We start from the raw sequence: 20,113 nt of genomic DNA on the forward strand, positions 1-20,113 counted from the left end.
GAACGAATGAAAAGCGTACTGGAGACGGTGTTTACCGCCGTTCTTCAGTTTCTGGCCGAGGAGAACTACGTGCAGCTTGAGCATTACTTTGTGGACGGTACGAAGATCGAAGCGAATGCCAACCGGTATACGTTTGTATGGGGGAAGGCTGTGGTGAAGTATAAAGCCAAGCTCCAGGAGAAAGTGCAGACCTTATTCGCCGCTATAGAGGAAGCCGAGAAACAAGAAGAAGGGACGCACGGCGGCCAGGATCTTCTCGAACTGGGCGAGTCCTCTTCCATCACCAGTGAAAAGCTGGAGCAAGCCGTCAAACAATTGGAGGAGCGTCTACAGGAGAAACCAAAGGACAAGCCGCTCAAGAAGGCGGTGCGTACGCTCCGCAAGGACTTACTTCCGTGTCTTCAAAAGTACGAAACACAACAAATGATTTTAGGGACTAGAAACAGCTACAGCAAAACGGACCATGACGCTACATTTATGCGAATGAAAGAAGACCACATGCGAAATGGCCAGCTCAAGCCGGGTTACAACGTACAGATCGGTACAGAAAACCAATTCATTGTCGGTTACAGTTTGCACCAGCGTCCGACTGATACCCGTTGCCTCATCCCGCATCTTGAAAAAGTAAAATCGCAGTTAGGAAAGCTCCCGGGCACCGTCATCGCTGATGCGGGCTATGGCGGTGAAGAAAATTATGACTACTTGGAGCAGAATGAAGTCGAAGCCATTGTGAAGTACAGCACGTATCACCGCGAAAAAAGTAAGGCATGGAAAAAGGACATCAGCAAGATGGACAACTGGACCTATAACAGCGAACAAGATACATGGACATGCGCGGCTGGACAAACGCTCCATTTCCGAAGAGGAAGTAAGGAGAAAACAGAAAGCGGGTATGAGATCGAGTATCGACATTACCGAAGCGCCGGCTGTGAGGATTGTCCACTAAAGCCGCAGTGTACAAAAGCCAAAGGCGATCGCGAGATCAAAGTGAGCATAAAGTATATACGGCTAAAAAACCAAGCCAGGCAGAAGCTTCGCAGTGAAGAAGGTTATGCCCTGGCCGTAAGGCGCATGATCGAGCCGGAGCCTGTGTTTGGCGATATAAAGAACAACCGGGGCTTTAAAAGGTTCCTGCTTCGAGGCTTACCAAAAGTAAGCATGGAGGTCGGGTGGCTTTCCCTTGCCCACAATCTACTTAAAAAAGCTGCAGTAGACGCTAAAAACCAAGGAGCTAAGCGAGAACCGACCGCTTAGCCCCTTAATTTCTTTCGAATACCATCCTATTTTACTGATGAGGGTGTTCCAAAGTTTACTTTTGGGACACCCACTTTCATTTTGTAATTACATGTCTAATACTAATGCGGAAGTGTGGGCCGTGCAAGCGGGCTACTGAACCGTTTCCGAAGGTTTGATCAGCTTGAAGGCGAGAAAAAAGGTAAGCAGAGACAGCACCGCCACGCTGCCGAATACGGCCGCATGGGATATCCCCATCAGCCAGCCGAAGAGTGGGGGACCAAATGCCACGCCGAAAAAGCGCAGGCTGTTATACAGGGAGGTAATCATCCCGCGTTGGCTTTTTTCGACCGAACCGGTGATCATCGTATTCAGACATGGCAAAAGCAGACCGGTTCCGATGCTGCTTAACGTCAACAGCCCGATTAACAAATAAATGTTCTGATCTGTAAAAATGGCGACAGTCTGTGATGCGGTCATTAGCAGCAGTCCGATAATAATCAACCTGCGGATGACGGTACCGTTTTTCTTGATTTTTGACCCTGTTATTACCGAGGTGGTTACCATGCCAAGCAGCGGAATGGCCAATATCAGACCCTTGACTACACCGTCGATATTATAGGGAGGCTCTTCAAGCGTATCGGATAAATAAAACAGAATGCCGAATAAAATGAACAGTCCTACAGCGCCTGTAAAAAAAGAACTCAGCAGCCATCTGCCTTTTTCCTTGATCACGTTGGTTATATTATGGATATATTTGCCGATGGGAACCGGTTCACGCTTGTTCTTAGGCTCGTGTATGAGAAAAAGGACAGCCAGAAGGGAGAGCACGCAAAAAACCGGAAATGCAAAAAAAGAGGCATACCAGACGATTAATGCCAGCAGTGATCCCAATATTGGACTTAATACTTTACCGGCTGCATTAGAGGCTTCGATTAAACCGAGAGCCTGGGATTCAGTCCCTTCTTTGTACATATCCCCCACCAGCGCCATAGCAATGGCGGAAGTGCCTGCCGCCCCCATGCCCTGCAAAATCCGTCCGATAATAAGAACCGTGTAGGAGTTCCAAACGGCTCCCATCCCTGCGAGAATGCCTGCGCTGCCATACAAAATAAGACTTGGAATGAGAACGGCTTTACGGGAAAAACGGTCGGATAAATAACCGGAAACAGGAATAATAACTCCAGCGGCTATGGAAAACAGGCTGATGACAAGACTGCTTTGAAATTGGCTGATCCCCAGCTTGCTTTGCAGCTCCGGCAAAATCGGTACGATCATCGAGTTGCCCAGCACCAGAACGAGAGGAACGCTGGCCAGAGCCGTATATTCCCCCCACTTGCCTCCGCCTTTCGATGGTTTCTTTTCATTTTGCTCTTTGTGCCCGGTGTGGCTGATGTGCCGGTTTCGATGTTGTCTTGCTTCTGGCATCCATCTGCTTCTGCCTCGTGTTCCGTTCATGGTCCCAGTCCTTTCGCTCTCTGTCGTCAGTAATGTAACCCGTCCGGCATGAGATCATGCAGAAATAGACAGATCGGAACCTGGCTATAAAAATGTGGCAGAAGGGGAGACTGTTATTAAAAACATGGAGGTAATTATGTATATAAAAATCAAGATTATTTTGACGGCAGGTTTGAGCATTGGGGCAGCTTTCATGGGAATCACAGCAATACACCCGGCAACTGCCTTCGCTGATGAACCGGCAGCGGCCGTGGCAGCTCCTGCAGCGTCATCTATGGCACAGGAGGGGGCGACAGCACCTGTGAGCAAGCTGAAGGGGCTGGATGGCAAAACCTACACGGTAGGACAGGGCAACGGCAAAATACAGCTGCTCAGCTTCTGGGCTTCATGGTGTGATCCATGCAGGATCGAGGCTCCGCTTCTTAATGAGCTGGCAGCCAAATACAGGACAAAGCTTGATGTATACGGCATCAATGTCACGAAATATGACCGCCAGGAAGATGTAAGGAAATTTGCAAAATCGCTGGGATTAGCATATCCGATCCTGCTGGATAAATCAGGAGAAGTATTTGATGTTTATCGCGGAGCAGCTTTTCCTACCAGCGTGCTCATTGATGGTAATGGAACGGTGCGTGAAATGCTGCTGGGGGTGTACAGCAAAGAAGAATTGGAGGAAAAAATCCGCAAGCTGACAGAGGAATCGGTTACGAAGTGAAATAGCTCCGGGACCACGTAATAGTGAACCCGGAGCTATGGCTGAAATATAGACTAATGATTGACAATTCCGTTGGAAGAAGCGGCAGTTCCGGAAGAAGGAAGCTCGATGTTCTCCGAGAGCAGGGCATGGCGGAAGCTGTCAACCAGCGCTTCCCAGCTTGCTTCGATCACGTTGCCGGATACGCCCACCGTATTCCACGTATTTTCATAATTTCTTGATTCAATCAATACCCGGACCTTCGCCGCAGTAGCGTCTTTTTCGTCCAACACACGTACTTTATAGTCTGACAAATGCATATCCCGCAGAGCAGGGAAGTATTGAGCCAGCGCTTTACGAAGAGCATTGTCGAGCGCATTGACCGGACCGTTCCCCTCTGCGGCGGTATATACGCTGCTGCCCGCCACGTTCAGCTTAACGAATGCTTCCGATACGACGGGTCTGCCGGCGGATTTTTCCACCAGCACCTTGAAGGATTCAAAGGTAAACAGCTCTTTTATTTCCCCGTTGGCCTCACGGATCAGCAGCTCCAGCGATGCGTCAGCCCCTTCAAATTGGTAGCCCTGGTGCTCAAGATCCTTGATTTTCTCGATGACGGAACGGGCTTCCTCGCTGCTTGGATCGAGATGGATGCCGATATCCTTCGCCTTGGACAGCACGTTGCTCTGTCCGGCCAGCTCGGATACGAGAACACGCTGCTTGTTGCCGACCTCCTCCGGCACAATATGCTCATACGTGCGGGAGTCGCGCATAATAGCGGAAACGTGAATGCCTCCCTTGTGGGCAAAAGCGGCGTTGCCGACATAAGGCTGGTTTACAGGCATGTTGACATTGGCAACCTCGCTGATATAGCGGGCGGAATTAGTAAGCTGCTTCATCTGCTCCCCGCTAATACACTCATAACCCAGCTTCAACTGCAGGTTCGGGATGACGGAGCAGAGGTTGGCATTGCCGCACCGTTCACCGTACCCGTTCATGGTGCCCTGCACCTGTCTCGCACCGGCCTGAACGGCAGTGAGCGCATTGGCAACCGCCAATTCGCAGTCATTATGAGTGTGGATGCCGAGACGGGCCGATTCAACGGTTTGGCCGAGGCTCGTTACAATTTCATAAATTTCATGAGGCATGGACCCGCCGTTCGTATCGCACATAACAAGCCAATCCGCACCGGCTTCCTGGGCTTTTTTCATAACCGCAACCGCGTACTCGGGATTATTCTTGTAACCGTCGAAAAAGTGCTCGGCGTCGAATATCACCTCCATGCCGCTCCGCTTCAGGAAGGCAATAGAGTCATAAATCATGGCAAGATTTTCTTCAAGCGTAGTCTGCAGCGCGGTATGCACGTGAAAATCCCATGACTTGCCAACCAGCGTAGCCGCTTGCGCACCGGACTGGAGAATCCGCTGCAAATTGGCATCCTGCTCCGTAACGCTGTCTTTACGGCGGGTGCTGCCGAATGCCGTGATTTTGGCCCTCAGGCCGAGCTGCTGAACTCTTTTGAAAAATTCAATATCTTTGCTGTTGCTGCCGGGAATGCCGCCTTCAATATAATGAACACCAAGATCATCCAGCTTTTTGGCAATTTTCAATTTATCGTCCGCAGACAGGCTGATGCCCTCTCCCTGTGTTCCGTCTCGCAAGGTAGTATCAAAGATGGAGATGGTCTTTGACATGTAGATCCTCCTTTGGAATGGCGTCTCGTAAGCAAATTTTGGATTGGAAAATTTACAGTAAAGCGTTTGTGTGTTGAAGAATCTATAATTTATATGATTATAGCAATTTATTGCACGAAGTGTAACCTCAATAACAGATTTTGCGCCGGAAAGACAAATCAGGGGCATGAATTTTGCAATGGGCTGATGTAAAATTGAAACTACTGAGATTTTTGCGGATCACCCCGGCAATTGCAAATTAAACAGATAGAAGGGCTGCAAGTGAAAGAAGTCAGTGACTATTATCCGGCGGATGGACGAGTCATCCTTCATGTTGATATGAACGCATTTTACTGCTCGGTACATGCCGCCGAAGAGCCGCATAAATATAAAGGACGCCCCACCGCTGTTGCGGGAAGCAGCGAGCTGCGCAAAGGAGTTATCGTCACCTGTTCTTACGAAGCCCGCAAGCTGGGCATATCGACAGGCATGGTCGTAAATCAGGCGCTCCGCATCTGTCCGTCCCTGATCATCATTCAGCCAAACTTTCATCTGTACAGGCGCTATTCCAAAGCCTTTATGCAGATCGCTTATTCCTATACGCCCATGCTTGAGGCTACATCCATTGATGAATGTTATCTGGACATTACCGGCTCCAAGCAGTTTGGGACTCCGGTGGAAATCGCCGAAGACATCCAGCGGCGCATTGCCGAGGAGCTGTCCCTGCCATGCTCAGTCGGCATCGCGCCCAATAAATTGCTGGCAAAGATGGGCTCTGACATGAAAAAGCCGAACGGGATCTCCATTCTCCGGCTGCGTGACGTGCCGAAGGTGTTATGGCCGCTGCCTTGTGCCCAACTGTTCGGGATCGGCCGCAAAACGGCCGCCAGGCTGCAGCAGCTTAACATCCGGACAATAGGCCAGCTGGCTCAGGCAAACGAGCAGCATCTTATTGAGCATTTTGGGGTGAACGGCTCATGGATGAAGCTTGCGGCCAACGGGATTAGCCATTCTCCTGTCCAGACGGAAAGAGAGCCGAACAAGTCCATCGGACACACCACGACTCTTCCGCAGGACGTGAATAAGGCAGAGGACGTTCGGCGAATACTGCTTAATATCAGCGACCAGGTGGCGCGGAGGCTGCGCCGGCAGAAAATGCTGGCAGGTGGAGTGCAGATCACGATCAGAACACCCGAGATGAAGACATTTACCCGTTCACAAATGCTAAAGAATCCGACGGAGGATGCCGAATTAATATATAAGGAAGCCTGTGAGCTTTACCGGCGGCACTGGAGTGAGGAGAAACCGGTGCGATTGCTCGGCATTACATTACAGCAGCTCGTTCCGAAGGAGGAAGCAGCCGTACAGCTGGACCTGTTTGATTATGAGAAGCAGCCCAAAAAAGAAAGCCTGATCAAGGCGATGGATGCGCTGCGCGATAAATTTGGCGAAAATGCGGTGCTGACGGCAGGCATGCTGGGTGATGATCCATCCGTCCTGCTTCGCAACAACAAGCTGCGGGGAACTTCGCTGCAAAAGGATAATTTGCCGGGCTTGGACTGAAAATTGGAGTTCAATGTGCTTAAAATCATTTGTATTCACAATATTTTTGTATTAATATGTTTCTATGACGGAAAGACAGGTTGGTTTTATCGTATAGGAGGAAGAGAATACTATGGCTAAATATACTTGGGTTGAGAAAGATACGTGCATCGCTTGCGGCGCTTGCGGCGCAACAGCACCTGATATTTATGATTATGATGATGAAGGCCTTGCTGAAGTCATCTATGAAGGGGATAACAACCGCGGTGTTATAGCGATCAGTGAAGACCTGTTTGATGATATGCAGGATGCCTGTGACGGATGCCCGACGGATTCCATTAAGATTGCCGACGAGCCTTTTAACAAAAATTAACTTATATTAGCACTGCCGTAGCATTGAAAATGGCATCTTTTACCGTAATGGCGGTGGGAGATGCCATTTTTTCTTACTGATCTATATAAAGCATAACAGTTCAAGCCGAAAAATATACATAGATGGGTTTGTATGACGAATACAACTGGGGGTTTCCGTGAGCGATACGTCACATCTTAAAACATATGTAAAACAGCATCCTGATAATAAAATGGGCTGGTATTTGCTCGGCAAGGAATATCAAAATAGCGGACAACAGGGAAAAGCAAACTACTGCTTCAATAAAGCCGGCGAAGTGTTCGAAGCGTTTGAGAAAAAACAGATTCCCCAGGATGTATGGGAGGAATATCAGAACAAGCTCGTTGAGATCGCCCGTGCGAAGGAGAAAAGGAACGCCCGCATCCGTAGGCTGTTGGTCGGCTGTCTTTTTCTGCTGCTCATCTTGATGCCGCCGGCTCATGCGCCTGGGAAAGTTGCGCAGGGAAGCGAAACGGCAAGCGAGGAGCCGGAAAGCGAGCAGGCTTTGACTGGCATGGATAAGACCCGAGAGCAGGGATTGCGGGGAGAGGCAAGCCCGGCAGCGGGCGGCTCCAAACCGGATATAAAATTTTCAGCAGGGGATGGAAGCCCTGAACAGATATCTGTGAAGGTGGGCTCTCTCCTCGCCCGCCAAGACACTCTTCCTGCGAGCACTACCATTCTCGGAATGGAGAAGGAAGGGGAATGGCTCTTGTGGAACGAGCAGCTTAAAGCTGTATACCGGCTGGACAAAGAAGGCAGCGGGAAGGTACTGGTTCAATCCCTTGATCCGGAACAATGCCATTGCGAGCCTGCAGGCGCCTCAGCCATTAAAGCTCAGGCGGCAGCATGGACTTCCGGACAGGTTGAACTGGCTGTGCTTAACAGCTCGCTCGCTGCCTACCGCAAACGTTACGACAAGCTTCCGGACAGCCTGAATGGCCTGACCGGGGCATTTCCCGACAATGTAATGGACGGTATATCGGAGGGCATGAAGCCGGCCTTTCCGTTGTTGAAAAAACGCCTGGCAGGCTCAAAGGGTGGAGAGGCTTCAGCAGAGAAGATGCCGGCAGCCGAGGGGACCGTGCTGGCCTCTTCATTGGACGCAGCCCCCTTCTTCACCGAGCCGCTGCAGATTATTGTAGACAAATCCAATTACCGGCTTGCTGTTGTCAGTGGGAACGTCATGATCCGCAACTATGAAGTGGGGCTTGGCGGGAACAAAACCCCCGAAGGCAACTATGAGATTTCGGATAAGGTTGTGAACCCGAACGGCAGATCGGATGGAGATTTCGGCAGTCGCGGCATGCAACTGTCCGATACCAACTATGCCATCCACGGAACGAATGAACCGGACAGCATCGGCAAGGATGAGTCCCTGGGATGTGTCCGTATGAGCAAGGAGGACGTTGAAGAACTGTTCGCTCTCGTACCTTCAGGTACCCGGGTCACGATTCAGACAGGCGGCCTGCCTGATCGGCTGCTTGTCCCTGAGGTCCGGTTCACAAGCGAGCAGATCAGCGATCAGACCAATCCGCGCAAAATCTACCACTGGCTTTATTGATTGCCGGCATTGGCCAGCACAATTACGGCGACGATAATCAGAATCAGAACAACCAGACTGGCGGCAGTCCAGGTAATTGCTTTTTTATTTACCTCTTCCTTTTTCTGCTGCAGGACCGGAGGTTTACGTTTGACTGACATGGAAATCACTCCTTCTTGTGATATCATTTGCACTTCCTATTCAATGGATTCGCTGAGGCGCTTTCACTCTCCTGCCTGTCCCATAATAGTGATGCTTATTACTTTCTTTTTCGGGAAGAAAAAGCTAAACTATTTCAGAGTGGTCAGTAGAGACTTCGCTGCAGCGGAGACGGTAGAGAACGGAGTGGATTGAGTGATATACCGCAATTTTGCCAAACCTGTTTTTTTTAAAATGGACCCTGAAAAAGCGCATCATCTTGTCATTGACGGCATGAGGCAGGCGGCCGGAATACCCGGAGGGACCGGCTTGCTGCGTGGCATGTACGGTGTGCGGGAAACAGCCGATCTGGCTGTGGATTTATTTGGACTGCATTTTCCCACCCCCGTCGGGCTGGCTGCGGGACTAGATAAAAATGCGGAAGCGGTGGAAGGCTTCTCAGCCATCGGCTTCGGATTTATAGAGGTCGGAACTGTTACACCGCTGGCCCAGTCGGGGAATGATCAGCCCCGCCTGTTCAGGCTTCCGCCCGATCAAGCGCTGGTCAACCGGATGGGCTTTAACAATAAAGGAACAGCGGAAATAGTGAAGCGACTGGCTTCCTTGAAGAACAGAGCGATTCCGATCGCCGTGAATATAGGCAAGAATAAGATAACACCCAATGAGCAGGCTTATACGGATTACGAGAAGTGCATAGCCGCTTTATATCCGCATGCGGATTTGTTTGTGGTAAATATCAGTTCCCCGAATACGCCGGATCTCCGCAAGCTCCAGCACGGGAGCGAGCTGAAGGAACTGCTTGCTGCGGTCAAGGCGGAAATGGGGGCTCAAGCGGCGAAATCAGGGCAGTCCAAAGCGGTTCTCGTCAAAATTGCGCCTGATGTAACGGACGCGGAGCTTGAATATATGACGGAGGCCATTGCGGCTAGCGGCGTAGATGGCATCATCGCCACCAATACGACGATTTCGCGCGACGGGCTGACACATGAAAATGCCGGAGAAACCGGAGGCCTCAGCGGGAGGCCTCTGCGTGAGCGGTCTACGGAGGTCATCCGCAGCGTTTACCGCCAAACGGGTGGCAAACTGCCCATTATCGGGGTAGGCGGCATCTTCAACAGCCGTGATGCTTATGACAAAATCAAGGCTGGAGCCAGCCTGGTTGAAATATATACGGCCTTGATCTATGAGGGACCGGAGATAAACGGAAAAATTCATGCCGGCTTGCGCGAGCTGCTGCGGCGGGACGGCTTTAAACACATCAGCGAGGCGGTGGGCGCTGACCACCGATAAGCAGACGAACGGACAGGGGGCACGAGATATGGACGGAAGAGATTGGGGAACATTTTTGCTTCCATACGAACAGACGGTTGAAGAACTGAAGGTCAAATTCAAAACGATGCGTTCGGAACTGAAAAAACGCGAGGAATACGCGCCGATCGAATTTGTTACCGGCCGTATCAAAAAAATATCCAGCATTCTGGATAAAGCAAAACGGCTTTCAGTTCCGATGGATCAATTGGAAACGGGGATTGAAGATATCGCCGGCATTCGCATTATGTGCCAGTTTGTTGAAGATATCCGCCGTGTGGCCGAGTATATCCGGAGACGGAAGGATTTAACCGTTTTATACGAGAAGGACTATATCACCAATTTTAAAGAAAGCGGGTACCGCAGCTTCCATATGATCGTGGAGTACCCGGTGCAAACGGCCCTCGGCCAGAAAATCGTGCTGGCCGAGATTCAAATCCGGACCCTGGCGATGAATTTCTGGGCAACCATTGAGCATTCCCTGAGCTACAAATACCGGGAGAGCCTGCCGGAGGAAATCAAAGAACGGCTTAAAAAAGCGGCGGAAGCGGCTTCTGTGCTCGATAATGAAATGTCCGCGATCCGTCTGGAAATCTTGGATGCGCAAAAAACATTTGAGGATCAGTCCAACATCGTATCCAAGACGTTAACAGCGATGCACAAACTTTATTTCTACCATAAGGTGAGTGAAGCGATCGAAGCCCAGCACCGGTTTAATGAGCTGTGGGAGCAACATGATATGGAAGGCATCAAGGAACTGTTTGACGAGATCAAGAGAATGCTGGACAGCTCCAAAACGGATGAGGACAGGGATGAAGTTTAAGCATGGCGGCTAACTATCCACCGCTGTATATATCGTATCTCGTATATTTTAACCGGGACCGGGATTACTTCGAGTGTCATGAGGTATTGGAGGAGCTATGGCTGGAAACCGGACGGAATCCGCTGTATAAAGGCTTGCTCCAGCTTGCGGTCGGCCTGTTTCATTTCCGCAACGGCAACGTGCGCGGGTCGAGGATGATGCTGGAAAGCGCACTACAGAAGCTCAAGGCTGCACAGAAAGAGGCGCTCGGCATGGATATGGGCCGTTTGGTAAGCGAGATGGCTCAGTACACGGAGCGGCTGGCAGACTATGACCAGGCTCCCTTCGACTTTTATGATCTTACGATTCTCATCACCGATCCGGAGCTGCAGCGGGAAGTGGATCAGGCATCGGCTCTGATCAGCCCCAATATCCCGCAGCAGGTTAAACCGCAGAGAGGGGCCAAGCATATGGAAAGGGAGAACATCCTTGCGGGCCGCCGGAAAGAGGATGCTGAACGGAATGAATAAGCAAAAGAACCTTCAATGCAGGAATCCGTGCGATTGAAGGTTTTTTTGTTCTATCTTTAATATGGATTCCGCCAGAAATCAGGAGGCGTTTGTTTTGTATTTTTCAAACAAGGTCTTGTACTGGTCCAGCGTGTTGCCGTTGTCTCCGGCCGTTTCGCTCAGACCGCCGACGAGTCTTTCCTTTTCCACGCCATTTTCATAGTACACCAGTGTAGGCGTAAATTCGATGTTGTATTGGTTCCAGCCTTCTTCAAATTCCCGCAGATTGAATTGGTGCAGGGTGAAGCCTTCCTGGTCCGCAAGCGGCATAAGCTGAGGAGTGGTAGCCCGGCAGTGAGGGCAATCGGAAGCGAAAAAGTAGACGAAGAAGCTTTCCTTATTGCTAATCTTTTGCTGGAGGTCATCCGGCAGAATGATTTGCTGATAGTTAGGATCATTCAGCAGCTCTCGGGTAGCAGGATTGAGAGAGGAAACGGATTTGTTGTACAGCTCGCTCCGGTTGCCAGCATTGATGGCAATCAGAACGCCGATCAGCACGGCAAGCACCACAAAAAAGCCGATAATCGGAATAAGCTTTTTGTTCTTTGCTTTCAAAATAATCTCTCCTATCAAAGTATAAATAGTATGGCGGCTGCCTATCATTATACAGCATTACAGCGTGTAGTGAAACAACGGGAAACGCATAAACCTAACATGCTTTCTTAAGCATGCGGGATAACCCGTGTGGCATTTGTGTTAAAATATAGAGCGGCTGTTATAATGAAGAGCGAATGAATGATTTTTCGACAGAACAGGATGATCAGATGACATGGCTGTACAATTACCGGCACTTTTTATAGAGAGAATGCGCAGGCTGCTTGGGTCGGAGTTTGATGCATTTTTGGCGGCCTATGATGCGGTGCCTCATACGGGAATACGCGTGAATACGCTGAAAATATCAGTAGAGGATTTTGTGAAAATATCGCCTTTTGAGCTGCGGCCTGTTCCCTGGTGCCCAATCGGCTTCTACGTTCCTTACGGGTCCAAGCCCGGGCTGCATCCTTATTATCATGCGGGTCTGTATTACATTCAGGAACCAAGCGCCATGGCTCCCGTGGAGCTGCTTGATATTCAGCCCGGGGACCGGGTCCTGGACCTGTGCGCCGCACCTGGAGGAAAATCCACGCAAATCGCGGCCAAGCTCCAGGGCAGCGGTGTCCTGGTCACCAATGATATTCATGGGGAGCGCACCAAAGCCTTAGCCAAAAATATCGAGCTCTACGGGGTGCGCAACGCGGTGGTGCTGAATGAGTCTCCGGATCGGATAGCGGAAGCATTTCCGCATTATTTTAACAAGGTGCTAATTGACGCTCCCTGCTCAGGTGAAGGCATGTTCAGAAAGGACGAGGACATGGCCAGACAGTGGGGGACCCATTCAGTCGAAAAATGTACGGTGATGCAAAGGGATATCTTGCGTATCGCCTCACGTCTGCTCGCTCCGGGCGGTGTCATCGTCTATTCGACATGTACGTTTGCTCCGGAGGAGAACGAAGAGATGATCGCGGAGTTTCTGGAGGCAAATCCGGGATTCCGTGTAGTGCCGTTAACGGGACGGCCCGGATTTTCCCCGGGACGGCCGGAATGGATTCCGTCCAAGGAGCGTTATGCCGGCATTGAGCAGTTAACAGGGACCGGCAGACTGTGGCCGCATCGGATTGAGGGAGAAGGCCATTTCGCAGCCGTGCTGCAATGGGAAGGGAATGCCGGGGATGAGACGGCTTCCGACAGAACGCTGCCTATATCTGAGCGATCAGCGGGGGAAGAGGCGGGTGCACGCGGACGGGTCAAGGCGCAGCGGCATAAGAGCGGCCGCGGGCGGTCCGGCGGAGAGGGCCGCCGCAGCAGCAGAGCGGGGGAAGAGCACACAGCTGCAGAGGTTTGGGCTTCCTTCGCCGCAGAGCAGCTCACGCTGCAGCTTCCGGGCCGCACCGTTGCATACGGTGACCGTATCTACCAGTCGCCACTGGACCCGGACATGCTGAACGGCCTGAAGGTGGTCCGGCCGGGCTGGTTCGTGGGAACGGTCAAAAACGGGCGCTTCACGCCCTCCCATCCGCTGGCAACGGCGTTGCACAGGAATGACTCTGTCAGGTCCATTGTGCTGGACGGGAGCAACCCGGAGGCTGTCCGCTACCTTAAAGGCGAAACACTGCCGGTTGAGGAGGGCAGAGTCCTGCTTGCCGAAGGAGCCTCCACGAAGGGTTACGCTTTGATCTGTATTGACGGATATGCGGCCGGATGGGGGAAATGGCAGGACGGCATGCTGAAAAACGAATATCCGGCAGGATGGAGGTGGACTTCCGCATGAAGGGACAAGGCAGGCAGACACAGCGGCTGGACAAGCTGCTCACCCATATGGGATTTGGTTCCCGCAGCGATATCAAAAGGCAGGTTAAGCAGGGCAGCATTAGCATTAACGGTACGATTGCCAAAGACAGCGGCATGCAGGTTCATCCCTATCAGGACCGAATTGAAGTAGATGGGGAAAGCGTAAGCTACAAGGAGTTCATTTATCTCATGCTGCACAAGCCTCCAGGAGTAATATCCGCGACGGAGGATCTGCGTGAGCGGACGGTGATTGATCTTTTGGATGAAGAAGACCGCCATTTTGAGCCTTTTCCGGTCGGCAGGCTGGACAAGGATACCGAGGGCCTGCTGCTGCTGACGAATGACGGCAAACTCGCCCATGAGCTGCTTTCTCCGCGCCGCCACGTTCCCAAAACCTATGAAGCGACGGTAGCGGGAGATGTAGGCGAGGAGGATGCAGCGCGTTTCGCTGAGGGGGTTGAGCTGGATGACGGGTATGTGACGCTGCCCGCGCAGCTCACGCTTTTGTCCAAAGAACAAACGGAGGACGGACCGCTCTCCTATATATCGCTTGTCATCCATGAGGGCAAGTTTCATCAGGTGAAGCGGATGTTTGAGGCTGTCGGCAAAAAGGTGCTGTATTTAAAAAGAACGGAGATGGGTCCCTTGCACCTTGATCCGGAGCTTCCGCTCGGAGCCTACCGAGAGCTGAATGAAGAGGAGCTTGCGATGCTGAACCGGGGCATGCAGGAGGAGTAAAAGAGGGACTGCTGACATAGATAAAAGATAAGGATGGGATATGGATGAGGTACCGACTAATTGCGCTTGACGTGGACGGCACGCTGCTGAATGATCAGCACGAGCTTGTTCCTCAAACGGTGGACACGATCCGGGAGGTTGCTGCCCGAGGCGCCGAAATTGTGCTCTGTACGGGGCGCGCCCCGCTCAGCACGATCCCGCTGATGGAGCAGATGGAACTGACGGGGTACGTTATTTCCCATAACGGGGCGGCTACAGTGGACGCGACAACCCGGGAGATCGTGCTCCAATACCAGATGGATAAACGCAGCCTGGAACCGTACATAAGCTACTGCAGGGAAAACGGAGTTCATTTTGACGTCAATACGGCATTTGAACTGTATGTGGATCAGCTTGAGGGACTGAAGCTGGAGGTGCGGAGCATGTATGAGGCATTTCTGATGGAGCCGCTGCAGCTGCCGCAGTGGGTTGATTGGTCGGAGCCGCTCGTCAAGTTTACGGTGTTTGGCTCCATGGAACGCCTGGACGAAGTATACCGGGATTGGAGCAGATGGGAGCAGCCATTTAATATGCTGCGCAGCGGGGACTTTTTTATCGATCTGATGCACAAGCAGGCGTCCAAAGGGGAAGCGCTGCATCAGCTGGCGCAGCGGCGGGGAATAGCACCAGATGCCATTATGGCGATCGGCAACTATTACAATGATCTCAGCATGCTGACTTATGCAGGCAAAGGCATTGCCATGGCCAACTCTCCTGAAGAGGTGAAGCTTGCGGCTGACGAGGTCACTTTGTCCAACAATGAGCAAGGTGTGAGACACGCCCTCATCAAATACTGCTTAAACTGAAGAGAGAGTCCTTCAAAGTTCAACAGCCTCCATCTGCGGCAGTCGCAGCATGGAGGCTGATGTTTTATTGGAGCTGGCGCAGCCCTTTGGGAAGATGGTTTTTTAACTGGCCAGAGCTTGCCTTGCCCCAGCCCACAGGAAGTCCGTCCGCCGCAACAAGGACCCAGCCTTTAAGCGCCGCATTCACCGCCAGCGTCTCCCCGCGCAGAAATGACCGGATTTCCTCCGATTCCGCAGGAGCGTTGAATACACCACGCGCCTCATCGGGCTTTGCAGCCATGGCCAGCGCATGGGCAGGCTCGAAGCGGTTTTTCTTCCATTCCCCAAGATGAAGCCCTGCCCGGGGCAGCTTTAATCCAGCCATATGTTCGTCCAGAATGGCGAATCCGCCGTTTTCAGGCAGCCAGTAGAGGGATTCGCCGAATAGAAGCGGCCGCCCGGGTCCCGGAGCAAATCCCGGAAGGTCGGTTTTTCGCCAGGCACTAAATCCTTCCCAGGCATTGTCCAGCTCTCTGGATGGGCGCTTGCGGCTGTTCTTACCTTTGCTGGTATCTTTACCCCGGGCTGTCTCGTTTGTTGCAGCTCCTTCTTTGCGCAGCAGAGCGACGAAATGCCCCTCTCCCCGCTGCAAATGGGGCCATATGCGTTCGATAGAAACCAGGTTCATATCCGGGAATTCGGATGTAAACCATTCCATAACCTCTTCGTTTTCTGTTTTATTAAACGTACACGTCGAATAGGCCAGCCAGCCGCCTGGCTTCAGCAGCTTATATACATCCCTGAGAATATCCTGCTGTCTTGAAGCGCACATCGCTACAAGCTCGGGGCTCCATTCGCGGACTGCCTCAGGGTCCTTACGGAACATGCCTTCGCCCGAGCAGGGGGCGTCAAGCATGATTCTGTCGAAGCAAGCGGGAAAACGCTCTGACAGTCCTGCGGGCGTGCTGTTAGTCACAATTACATTACTCAGACCCATACGTTCTACGTTTTCAGCCAGTATCTTCGCTCTTCCGGCATGAATTTCATTGGATACGAGCAGCCCCTGTCCTCTTAATTTGGAGGCGATATGCGTTGTTTTGCCGCCCGGGGCGGCAGCCATATCCAGAACCGTTTCACCGGGACGGGGATCCAGGAGCTCCACAGCCGACATGGCCGATGGCTCCTGGATGTAATATAGTCCGGTTGCATGATAGGGATGCTTGCCAGGACGGTGAGGTTCTTCATAATAATAGCCTTCGGAGCACCACGGAACAGCTTTCAGGTTCCATTCGCTGATGATCGTTTCCCGCAGCTCCGGAGCGGCTTTCATCGGATTGATACGCAGTCCCTGTACTCTGTGCTGGTTGTAGGAATCCAGGAATGCCCCCGCTTCTGGTCCTAGCAGGTCGGCAATTTGATCGGTGTATGTAGCTGGCAGTGTTGGTTTGTCCATATTGATGAAGCTCCTTTAATGCTAAAATTACATTACAGTAACGCTTTGCTGCTTGCAGCGCCACATGCGATAATATGAGAAGACCATATTTTTTTTCGCCCGCCGCGCTTCTGACACCCGCGAGACGCAAGGAATATAATAAACAGAGATGCTCGCGCTGCACATGGAAATCCATTCCATTACTATCTGTTGAATGAGGCCTCTTAATCCGCTACAATATATTGTATTTGCATCGTTCGGATGTCATAGCAACAGTTCATCAGAAATTTAATATATCATACAAATCATTCAACTGCATTCTGATGATTGACAAGTAGCAATACGGCCTTGCTTGAAAGGGGAAGCAACATATATGAGACTGCTGCAGGCTTTGTTTTTCCCTCCGGAACAGCCGGGGGGCGTATCGTCAATGATTCCTTATTTGCAGGAACGGTTCACCTCGCCGCGCTGGGAGATGGAATTGTTCTCCCTGCCCAAACGAATCCGCAACAAGGGAAAAGAAGAGGTTAAGTTCCACACCTTTGACTGGACCCAATACGGGGACAGCCCGGTCGTACAGAAATATATTCAGACCTACCGTGACTACCTATGGTGGACCAGGCTGCGCATTCATAAACCGTTTGATCTCATTCATGCTCATCATCCCATTGCCGGTCTGGCTATGAAAACCGTCTTTCCCGATACCCCGTTGATTCAGACGATTCACTCTTCCTATGAACGCGAATTGATCCTCAATGGCAAAATCGCAGAAGGAGGGCCAGAGCATCGGTTTTTGGCATCCATGTACCGGGAGCTTGAATACTGTACGGACCGGCTGATGACGGTCTCCGAATCATTCCGCAGGTATATGGCTCCCTATGTGGACCGGCATGAGGATATTAGAGTTCTTCCGAACGGCTACGATGAACGGAGATTTAAACCGATCCCGCATGAAAACGAGGTCGCTCAGCTGATTACGGTATGCCGTCTCGTTCCTGCCAAGGGGCTCGACGTGCTGCTGCGGGCTTGTGCGGAATTGAAGAAGCAAGGGGTTGAATACGTGCTGCACATTATCGGGGATGGTCCGATTCGCCCTGACCTTGAGGAGATGGCACGGCAGCTCGGTATTTATAATGAAACGATCTTTTACGGTTATACGCTCCATCCGGAAGAATTCATGCCCTTTTTCGATATTTTCGTGTTGCCTTCCCGGGCGGAGGCATTTGGTTCAGTATTTGCGGAAGCGGCGCTCAGCTGCCTTGCTTTGGTCGGGACGGAGGTTGGGGGTATTGCCGAGCAGATTGAGAACGGAGTTAACGGCCTGCTTGTTCCGCCGGAAGACCCTGTGGCCCTGGCGGAGGCGCTTAGTGCGGTGATCGCCGATCCGATGTACAGGTATGAGCTTGCGCGTTCCGCCTGTGATCGCGCGAAAGCCAATTATTCACTCAGCAGAGCAGTCCATGAGATGAAGAAGATGTATCTGGAATACGCCAATAAGTGATGTTCACCTTTTGTATGTAGTTTGTTTGAGCCTATTTGGAATCATACGATTTCTACGGTTGAACGGAGTGAGGGGATGCCCTTTATGCCCGGAATAAATGAGCATCCCTGCCCAGAACAGACTGGCCAGGCCGAAGATGGGATATAACAGGGACAGCAGCGAGCTGAACCCGAATTGGCTGATCAAAAAGCAGACGAGCATGATGAACAGTGTAATGATGCGTGGCGAAACGGACACATACTGCTGCAGCTGCAGGGTCAAGCCATAGATATCGGCTACGAAGGTGCTGAAAATCTCCAGGAAAATCATAATCATATAGACGGTTTGCACGGCCATTCCAAGCTGGATTGCGACATTTCCCATGGGAATTTCAAACTGCTGAATGCCAGGCATCTGGGCCGACATGGCGAAGTGGGCCGCCATCAGCATAATTCCGACCCCGACTCCGCCGAGTATCCCCCCCCAGCGAATGGTGCTTTTGGAGTCCGTCTGGCTTCCAAGCGGGACAAGCACGGCCTGTGCCATGCTGAGATTAAAGGAAGTGTACAGAATGGGAGCCATCCATACGAGTAAGGGATGATGGTCTGTTTTGATTACGATAAAATTGTCATAATTGGGCGTGTTCAGTGTGCTTATGATCATTAAAAGAGACAGGAGCATCATTACAGGCACCAGGATGGAATTCATTTGCAGGATGGCATGCATCCCTTTTCTGAGCAGCAAAAACGTACAGAGCAGGGTGAGAAGCAGGCCGGTTTGGTAGTTTAAATGTAGATGCTCCATAAATACCGAGCCGGAGCCAGCCAGCATGACGCTGTTCACACCGAGCAGAATGACCAGTGTAATCCAGCTGATCCATTTCCCAGCTTTCGGACCGAACAGGTGCAGGTTCACATCCTCGTAGGAATGTGCGGAGATTTCATGAGCGATAAGCATGAGCCGTGTTCCCAGCCAAATAAAAATAACGGTGGCCAGCATGATTGTAGCTGTCGCCAGGCTGCCAAAGCGGGTGAAAAACTGCAAAATTTCCTGTCCTGTAGCAAAGCCGGCCCCAACAATGGTCCCTATGTATGTAAAAGCGATCTGAAGTACGTGAATATTGCGTCCCATGTTCTTCTCCCCCGTCCTTGTACCAATAAGAACTACATATAATACAGGGTATGTCCTGCCGGTGATGGACATGACTTCAGAGCTTAAAAGTATTACCAACACTATCGTCGGACAGGAGCGTTTTAGCATATGGCTCATATGGCTGCAATTATTTTAAAATACGGATATATGGCGCTTTTCAGCCTGCTGGCGCTGGGTGTGGCGGGACTCCCGGTTCCGGATGAGGTGCTGCTCTTCTTCTTCGGCAGCCTTGTGGCGCAGGGACATTATCAATTCCCGATCGCTTTGGCTGTTTCTTACTTTGGAAGTATGACGGGGATGCTGTTTAGCTATTCTATCGGGAGATGGATGGGCAAACCTCTCCTTGAACGGTACGGCAAATGGATGCGGCTGACACCTCCCCGGATTGCCCGTTCGGAACAATGGTTCGAGAAATATGGAACATGGGGGATTATATTCGGGTATTTTGTCCCAGGGCTGCGTCAACTCCTTTCTTACCTGGCAGGAACGGCGAGGCTTCATGTAGGGAGATATTTATTATTTTCGTCCATAGGAGCTATCATCTGGTGTGTTACTTTTTTGGCCGTTGGGCATGCGCTCGGCATGCACTGGGAGGAGGGAGTCCGCCGCATGGAGCATTTTAGCCATAAATTGGGTATTTTAATTTTAACGGCGCTGGCGCTCTCCGTATGCGCGACATGGTTCTGGAAAAAGCGGCGCAATTCAACAGATTGAGCACTTTAGCTTGAAAGCCGAAGCCCTCTGTGGTAATTTTACGGCAGTAGGATCGGCATGGGAGGTTAATATT

The 20,113-nt window shown here is 51.4% G+C and carries 19 protein-coding genes; 13 read left to right on the forward strand and 6 right to left on the reverse strand.

Annotated elements, in window-relative coordinates; translation table 11 throughout:
* Positions 1–1,254: IS1182 family transposase (locus ACI1P2_RS11485; RefSeq protein WP_355319837.1), on the forward strand; the 1,254-nt coding region annotated here is incomplete at its 5' end.
* 132 nt (positions 1,255–1,386) lie between these two features.
* Here ACI1P2_RS11485 and ACI1P2_RS11490 read toward each other — a convergent pair.
* Positions 1,387–2,661: an MFS transporter gene (locus ACI1P2_RS11490; protein WP_355319839.1), complete on the reverse strand. Its 1,275-nt coding sequence runs from the start codon at positions 2,659–2,661 to the stop codon at positions 1,387–1,389.
* Positions 2,662–2,815: 154 nt separating this feature from the next.
* Between ACI1P2_RS11490 and ACI1P2_RS11495 the strand changes: the two genes are divergently transcribed.
* Positions 2,816–3,406 carry a TlpA family protein disulfide reductase gene (locus ACI1P2_RS11495; RefSeq protein WP_355319841.1) on the forward strand — a complete coding sequence of 197 codons (591 nt, stop codon included), beginning with the start codon at positions 2,816–2,818 and terminating at the stop codon, positions 3,404–3,406.
* 53 nt (positions 3,407–3,459) lie between these two features.
* Here the strand turns inward: ACI1P2_RS11495 and cimA are convergent, their stop codons facing one another.
* A complete protein-coding gene (gene cimA / locus ACI1P2_RS11500; RefSeq protein ID WP_355319843.1) occupies positions 3,460–5,079 on the reverse strand; it encodes a citramalate synthase in 1,620 nt (539 codons plus the stop codon).
* A 261-nt stretch (positions 5,080–5,340) separates the two neighbouring features.
* Here cimA and ACI1P2_RS11505 point away from each other — a divergent pair, with 261 nt between their 5' ends.
* The 3 genes from ACI1P2_RS11505 (at position 5,341) to ACI1P2_RS11515 (ending at position 8,555) form a co-directional block, all read left to right on the forward strand.
* Positions 5,341–6,621: a DNA polymerase IV gene (locus ACI1P2_RS11505; RefSeq protein WP_355319845.1), complete on the forward strand. Its 1,281-nt coding sequence runs from the start codon at positions 5,341–5,343 to the stop codon at positions 6,619–6,621.
* Between the two features lie 112 nt (positions 6,622–6,733).
* The gene (locus ACI1P2_RS11510; RefSeq protein ID WP_355319847.1) at positions 6,734–6,973 is read left to right on the forward strand and encodes a ferredoxin; all 240 of its coding nucleotides are present in this window, start codon (positions 6,734–6,736) and stop codon (positions 6,971–6,973) included.
* 157 nt (positions 6,974–7,130) lie between these two features.
* The gene (locus tag ACI1P2_RS11515) at positions 7,131–8,555 is read left to right on the forward strand and encodes a L,D-transpeptidase (RefSeq protein WP_355319849.1); all 1,425 of its coding nucleotides are present in this window, start codon (positions 7,131–7,133) and stop codon (positions 8,553–8,555) included.
* Here the strand turns inward: ACI1P2_RS11515 and ACI1P2_RS11520 are convergent.
* Positions 8,549–8,695: a hypothetical protein gene (locus ACI1P2_RS11520; protein ID WP_355319851.1), complete on the reverse strand. Its 147-nt coding sequence runs from the start codon at positions 8,693–8,695 to the stop codon at positions 8,549–8,551. The two genes, ACI1P2_RS11515 and ACI1P2_RS11520, sit on opposite strands and share 7 nt — an antisense overlap.
* 193 nt (positions 8,696–8,888) lie before the next feature.
* On the opposite strand from ACI1P2_RS11520, the gene ACI1P2_RS11525 reads away from it, so the two are divergent.
* From ACI1P2_RS11525 to ACI1P2_RS11535, 3 genes are read left to right on the forward strand one after another with little or no spacing between them, the layout of a single operon-like run.
* Entirely contained in the window at positions 8,889–9,983 is a 1,095-nt protein-coding gene (locus tag ACI1P2_RS11525; protein WP_355319853.1) for a quinone-dependent dihydroorotate dehydrogenase, read from the forward strand.
* Between the two features lie 28 nt (positions 9,984–10,011).
* Complete coding sequence (locus tag ACI1P2_RS11530; protein WP_355319855.1) at positions 10,012–10,824, forward strand: GTP pyrophosphokinase; 813 nt, start codon at positions 10,012–10,014, stop codon at positions 10,822–10,824.
* A 2-nt stretch (positions 10,825–10,826) separates the two neighbouring features.
* Positions 10,827–11,333, forward strand: a complete 507-nt coding sequence (locus ACI1P2_RS11535; protein WP_355319857.1) for a DUF309 domain-containing protein — start codon at positions 10,827–10,829, stop codon at positions 11,331–11,333.
* Between the two features lie 78 nt (positions 11,334–11,411).
* Here the strand turns inward: ACI1P2_RS11535 and ACI1P2_RS11540 are convergent, their stop codons facing one another.
* Positions 11,412–11,975, reverse strand: coding sequence for a thioredoxin family protein (locus ACI1P2_RS11540; protein ID WP_408976205.1), 564 nt, complete (start codon positions 11,973–11,975; stop codon positions 11,412–11,414).
* Between the two features lie 166 nt (positions 11,976–12,141).
* Between ACI1P2_RS11540 and ACI1P2_RS11545 the strand changes: the two genes are divergently transcribed.
* From ACI1P2_RS11545 to ACI1P2_RS11555, 3 genes are read left to right on the forward strand one after another with little or no spacing between them, the layout of a single operon-like run.
* On the forward strand, positions 12,142–13,680 hold the full coding sequence (locus tag ACI1P2_RS11545; RefSeq protein ID WP_355319861.1) for an RsmB/NOP family class I SAM-dependent RNA methyltransferase: 1,539 nt from the start codon (positions 12,142–12,144) through the stop codon (positions 13,678–13,680).
* Positions 13,677–14,438, forward strand: a complete 762-nt coding sequence (locus tag ACI1P2_RS11550) for a pseudouridine synthase (protein WP_355319863.1) — start codon at positions 13,677–13,679, stop codon at positions 14,436–14,438. The genes ACI1P2_RS11545 and ACI1P2_RS11550 overlap by 4 nt, the downstream gene beginning before the upstream one ends.
* Before the next feature lie 44 nt (positions 14,439–14,482).
* A complete protein-coding gene (locus ACI1P2_RS11555; protein ID WP_355319865.1) occupies positions 14,483–15,283 on the forward strand; it encodes a Cof-type HAD-IIB family hydrolase in 801 nt (266 codons plus the stop codon).
* A gap of 64 nt (positions 15,284–15,347) precedes the next feature.
* Here the strand turns inward: ACI1P2_RS11555 and ACI1P2_RS11560 are convergent, their stop codons facing one another.
* Positions 15,348–16,715, reverse strand: a complete 1,368-nt coding sequence (locus ACI1P2_RS11560) for an RsmB/NOP family class I SAM-dependent RNA methyltransferase (RefSeq protein ID WP_355319867.1) — start codon at positions 16,713–16,715, stop codon at positions 15,348–15,350.
* Between the two features lie 352 nt (positions 16,716–17,067).
* Here ACI1P2_RS11560 and ACI1P2_RS11565 point away from each other — a divergent pair, with 352 nt between their 5' ends.
* Positions 17,068–18,195: a glycosyltransferase family 4 protein gene (locus tag ACI1P2_RS11565; RefSeq protein ID WP_355319869.1), complete on the forward strand. Its 1,128-nt coding sequence runs from the start codon at positions 17,068–17,070 to the stop codon at positions 18,193–18,195.
* 3 nt (positions 18,196–18,198) lie between these two features.
* On the opposite strand, the gene ACI1P2_RS11570 is transcribed toward ACI1P2_RS11565, so the two are convergent.
* Entirely contained in the window at positions 18,199–19,305 is a 1,107-nt protein-coding gene (locus ACI1P2_RS11570; RefSeq protein ID WP_355319870.1) for a YkvI family membrane protein, read from the reverse strand.
* 138 nt (positions 19,306–19,443) lie between these two features.
* Between ACI1P2_RS11570 and ACI1P2_RS11575 the strand changes: the two genes are divergently transcribed.
* Positions 19,444–20,040 (forward strand): DedA family protein, encoded by a 597-nt coding sequence (locus tag ACI1P2_RS11575; protein WP_355319872.1) that lies wholly within the window; start codon positions 19,444–19,446, stop codon positions 20,038–20,040.
* Positions 20,041–20,113: the final 73 nt, after the last annotated feature.

The sequence above is a fragment of the Paenibacillus jiangxiensis genome, assembly GCF_046098255.1.
Classification (GTDB): domain Bacteria; phylum Bacillota; class Bacilli; order Paenibacillales; family Paenibacillaceae; genus Paenibacillus; species Paenibacillus jiagnxiensis.

Coding starts and splice junctions, on each gene's coding strand:
- ACI1P2_RS11495 (WP_355319841.1), top strand. CDS start 2,816: ATGGAGGTAATTATGTATATAAAAATCAAGATTATTTTGACGGCAGGT.
- ACI1P2_RS11520 (WP_355319851.1), bottom strand. CDS start 8,695: ATGTCAGTCAAACGTAAACCTCCGGTCCTGCAGCAGAAAAAGGAAGAG.
- ACI1P2_RS11540 (WP_408976205.1), bottom strand. CDS start 11,975: ATGATAGGCAGCCGCCATACTATTTATACTTTGATAGGAGAGATTATT.
- ACI1P2_RS11530 (WP_355319855.1), top strand. CDS start 10,012: ATGGACGGAAGAGATTGGGGAACATTTTTGCTTCCATACGAACAGACG.
- ACI1P2_RS11560 (WP_355319867.1), bottom strand. CDS start 16,715: ATGGACAAACCAACACTGCCAGCTACATACACCGATCAAATTGCCGAC.
- ACI1P2_RS11545 (WP_355319861.1), top strand. CDS start 12,142: ATGGCTGTACAATTACCGGCACTTTTTATAGAGAGAATGCGCAGGCTG.
- cimA (WP_355319843.1), bottom strand. CDS start 5,079: ATGTCAAAGACCATCTCCATCTTTGATACTACCTTGCGAGACGGAACA.
- ACI1P2_RS11575 (WP_355319872.1), top strand. CDS start 19,444: ATGGCTGCAATTATTTTAAAATACGGATATATGGCGCTTTTCAGCCTG.
- ACI1P2_RS11510 (WP_355319847.1), top strand. CDS start 6,734: ATGGCTAAATATACTTGGGTTGAGAAAGATACGTGCATCGCTTGCGGC.
- ACI1P2_RS11565 (WP_355319869.1), top strand. CDS start 17,068: ATGAGACTGCTGCAGGCTTTGTTTTTCCCTCCGGAACAGCCGGGGGGC.
- ACI1P2_RS11550 (WP_355319863.1), top strand. CDS start 13,677: ATGAAGGGACAAGGCAGGCAGACACAGCGGCTGGACAAGCTGCTCACC.
- ACI1P2_RS11490 (WP_355319839.1), bottom strand. CDS start 2,661: ATGCCAGAAGCAAGACAACATCGAAACCGGCACATCAGCCACACCGGG.
- ACI1P2_RS11570 (WP_355319870.1), bottom strand. CDS start 19,305: ATGGGACGCAATATTCACGTACTTCAGATCGCTTTTACATACATAGGG.
- ACI1P2_RS11535 (WP_355319857.1), top strand. CDS start 10,827: ATGGCGGCTAACTATCCACCGCTGTATATATCGTATCTCGTATATTTT.
- ACI1P2_RS11555 (WP_355319865.1), top strand. CDS start 14,483: ATGAGGTACCGACTAATTGCGCTTGACGTGGACGGCACGCTGCTGAAT.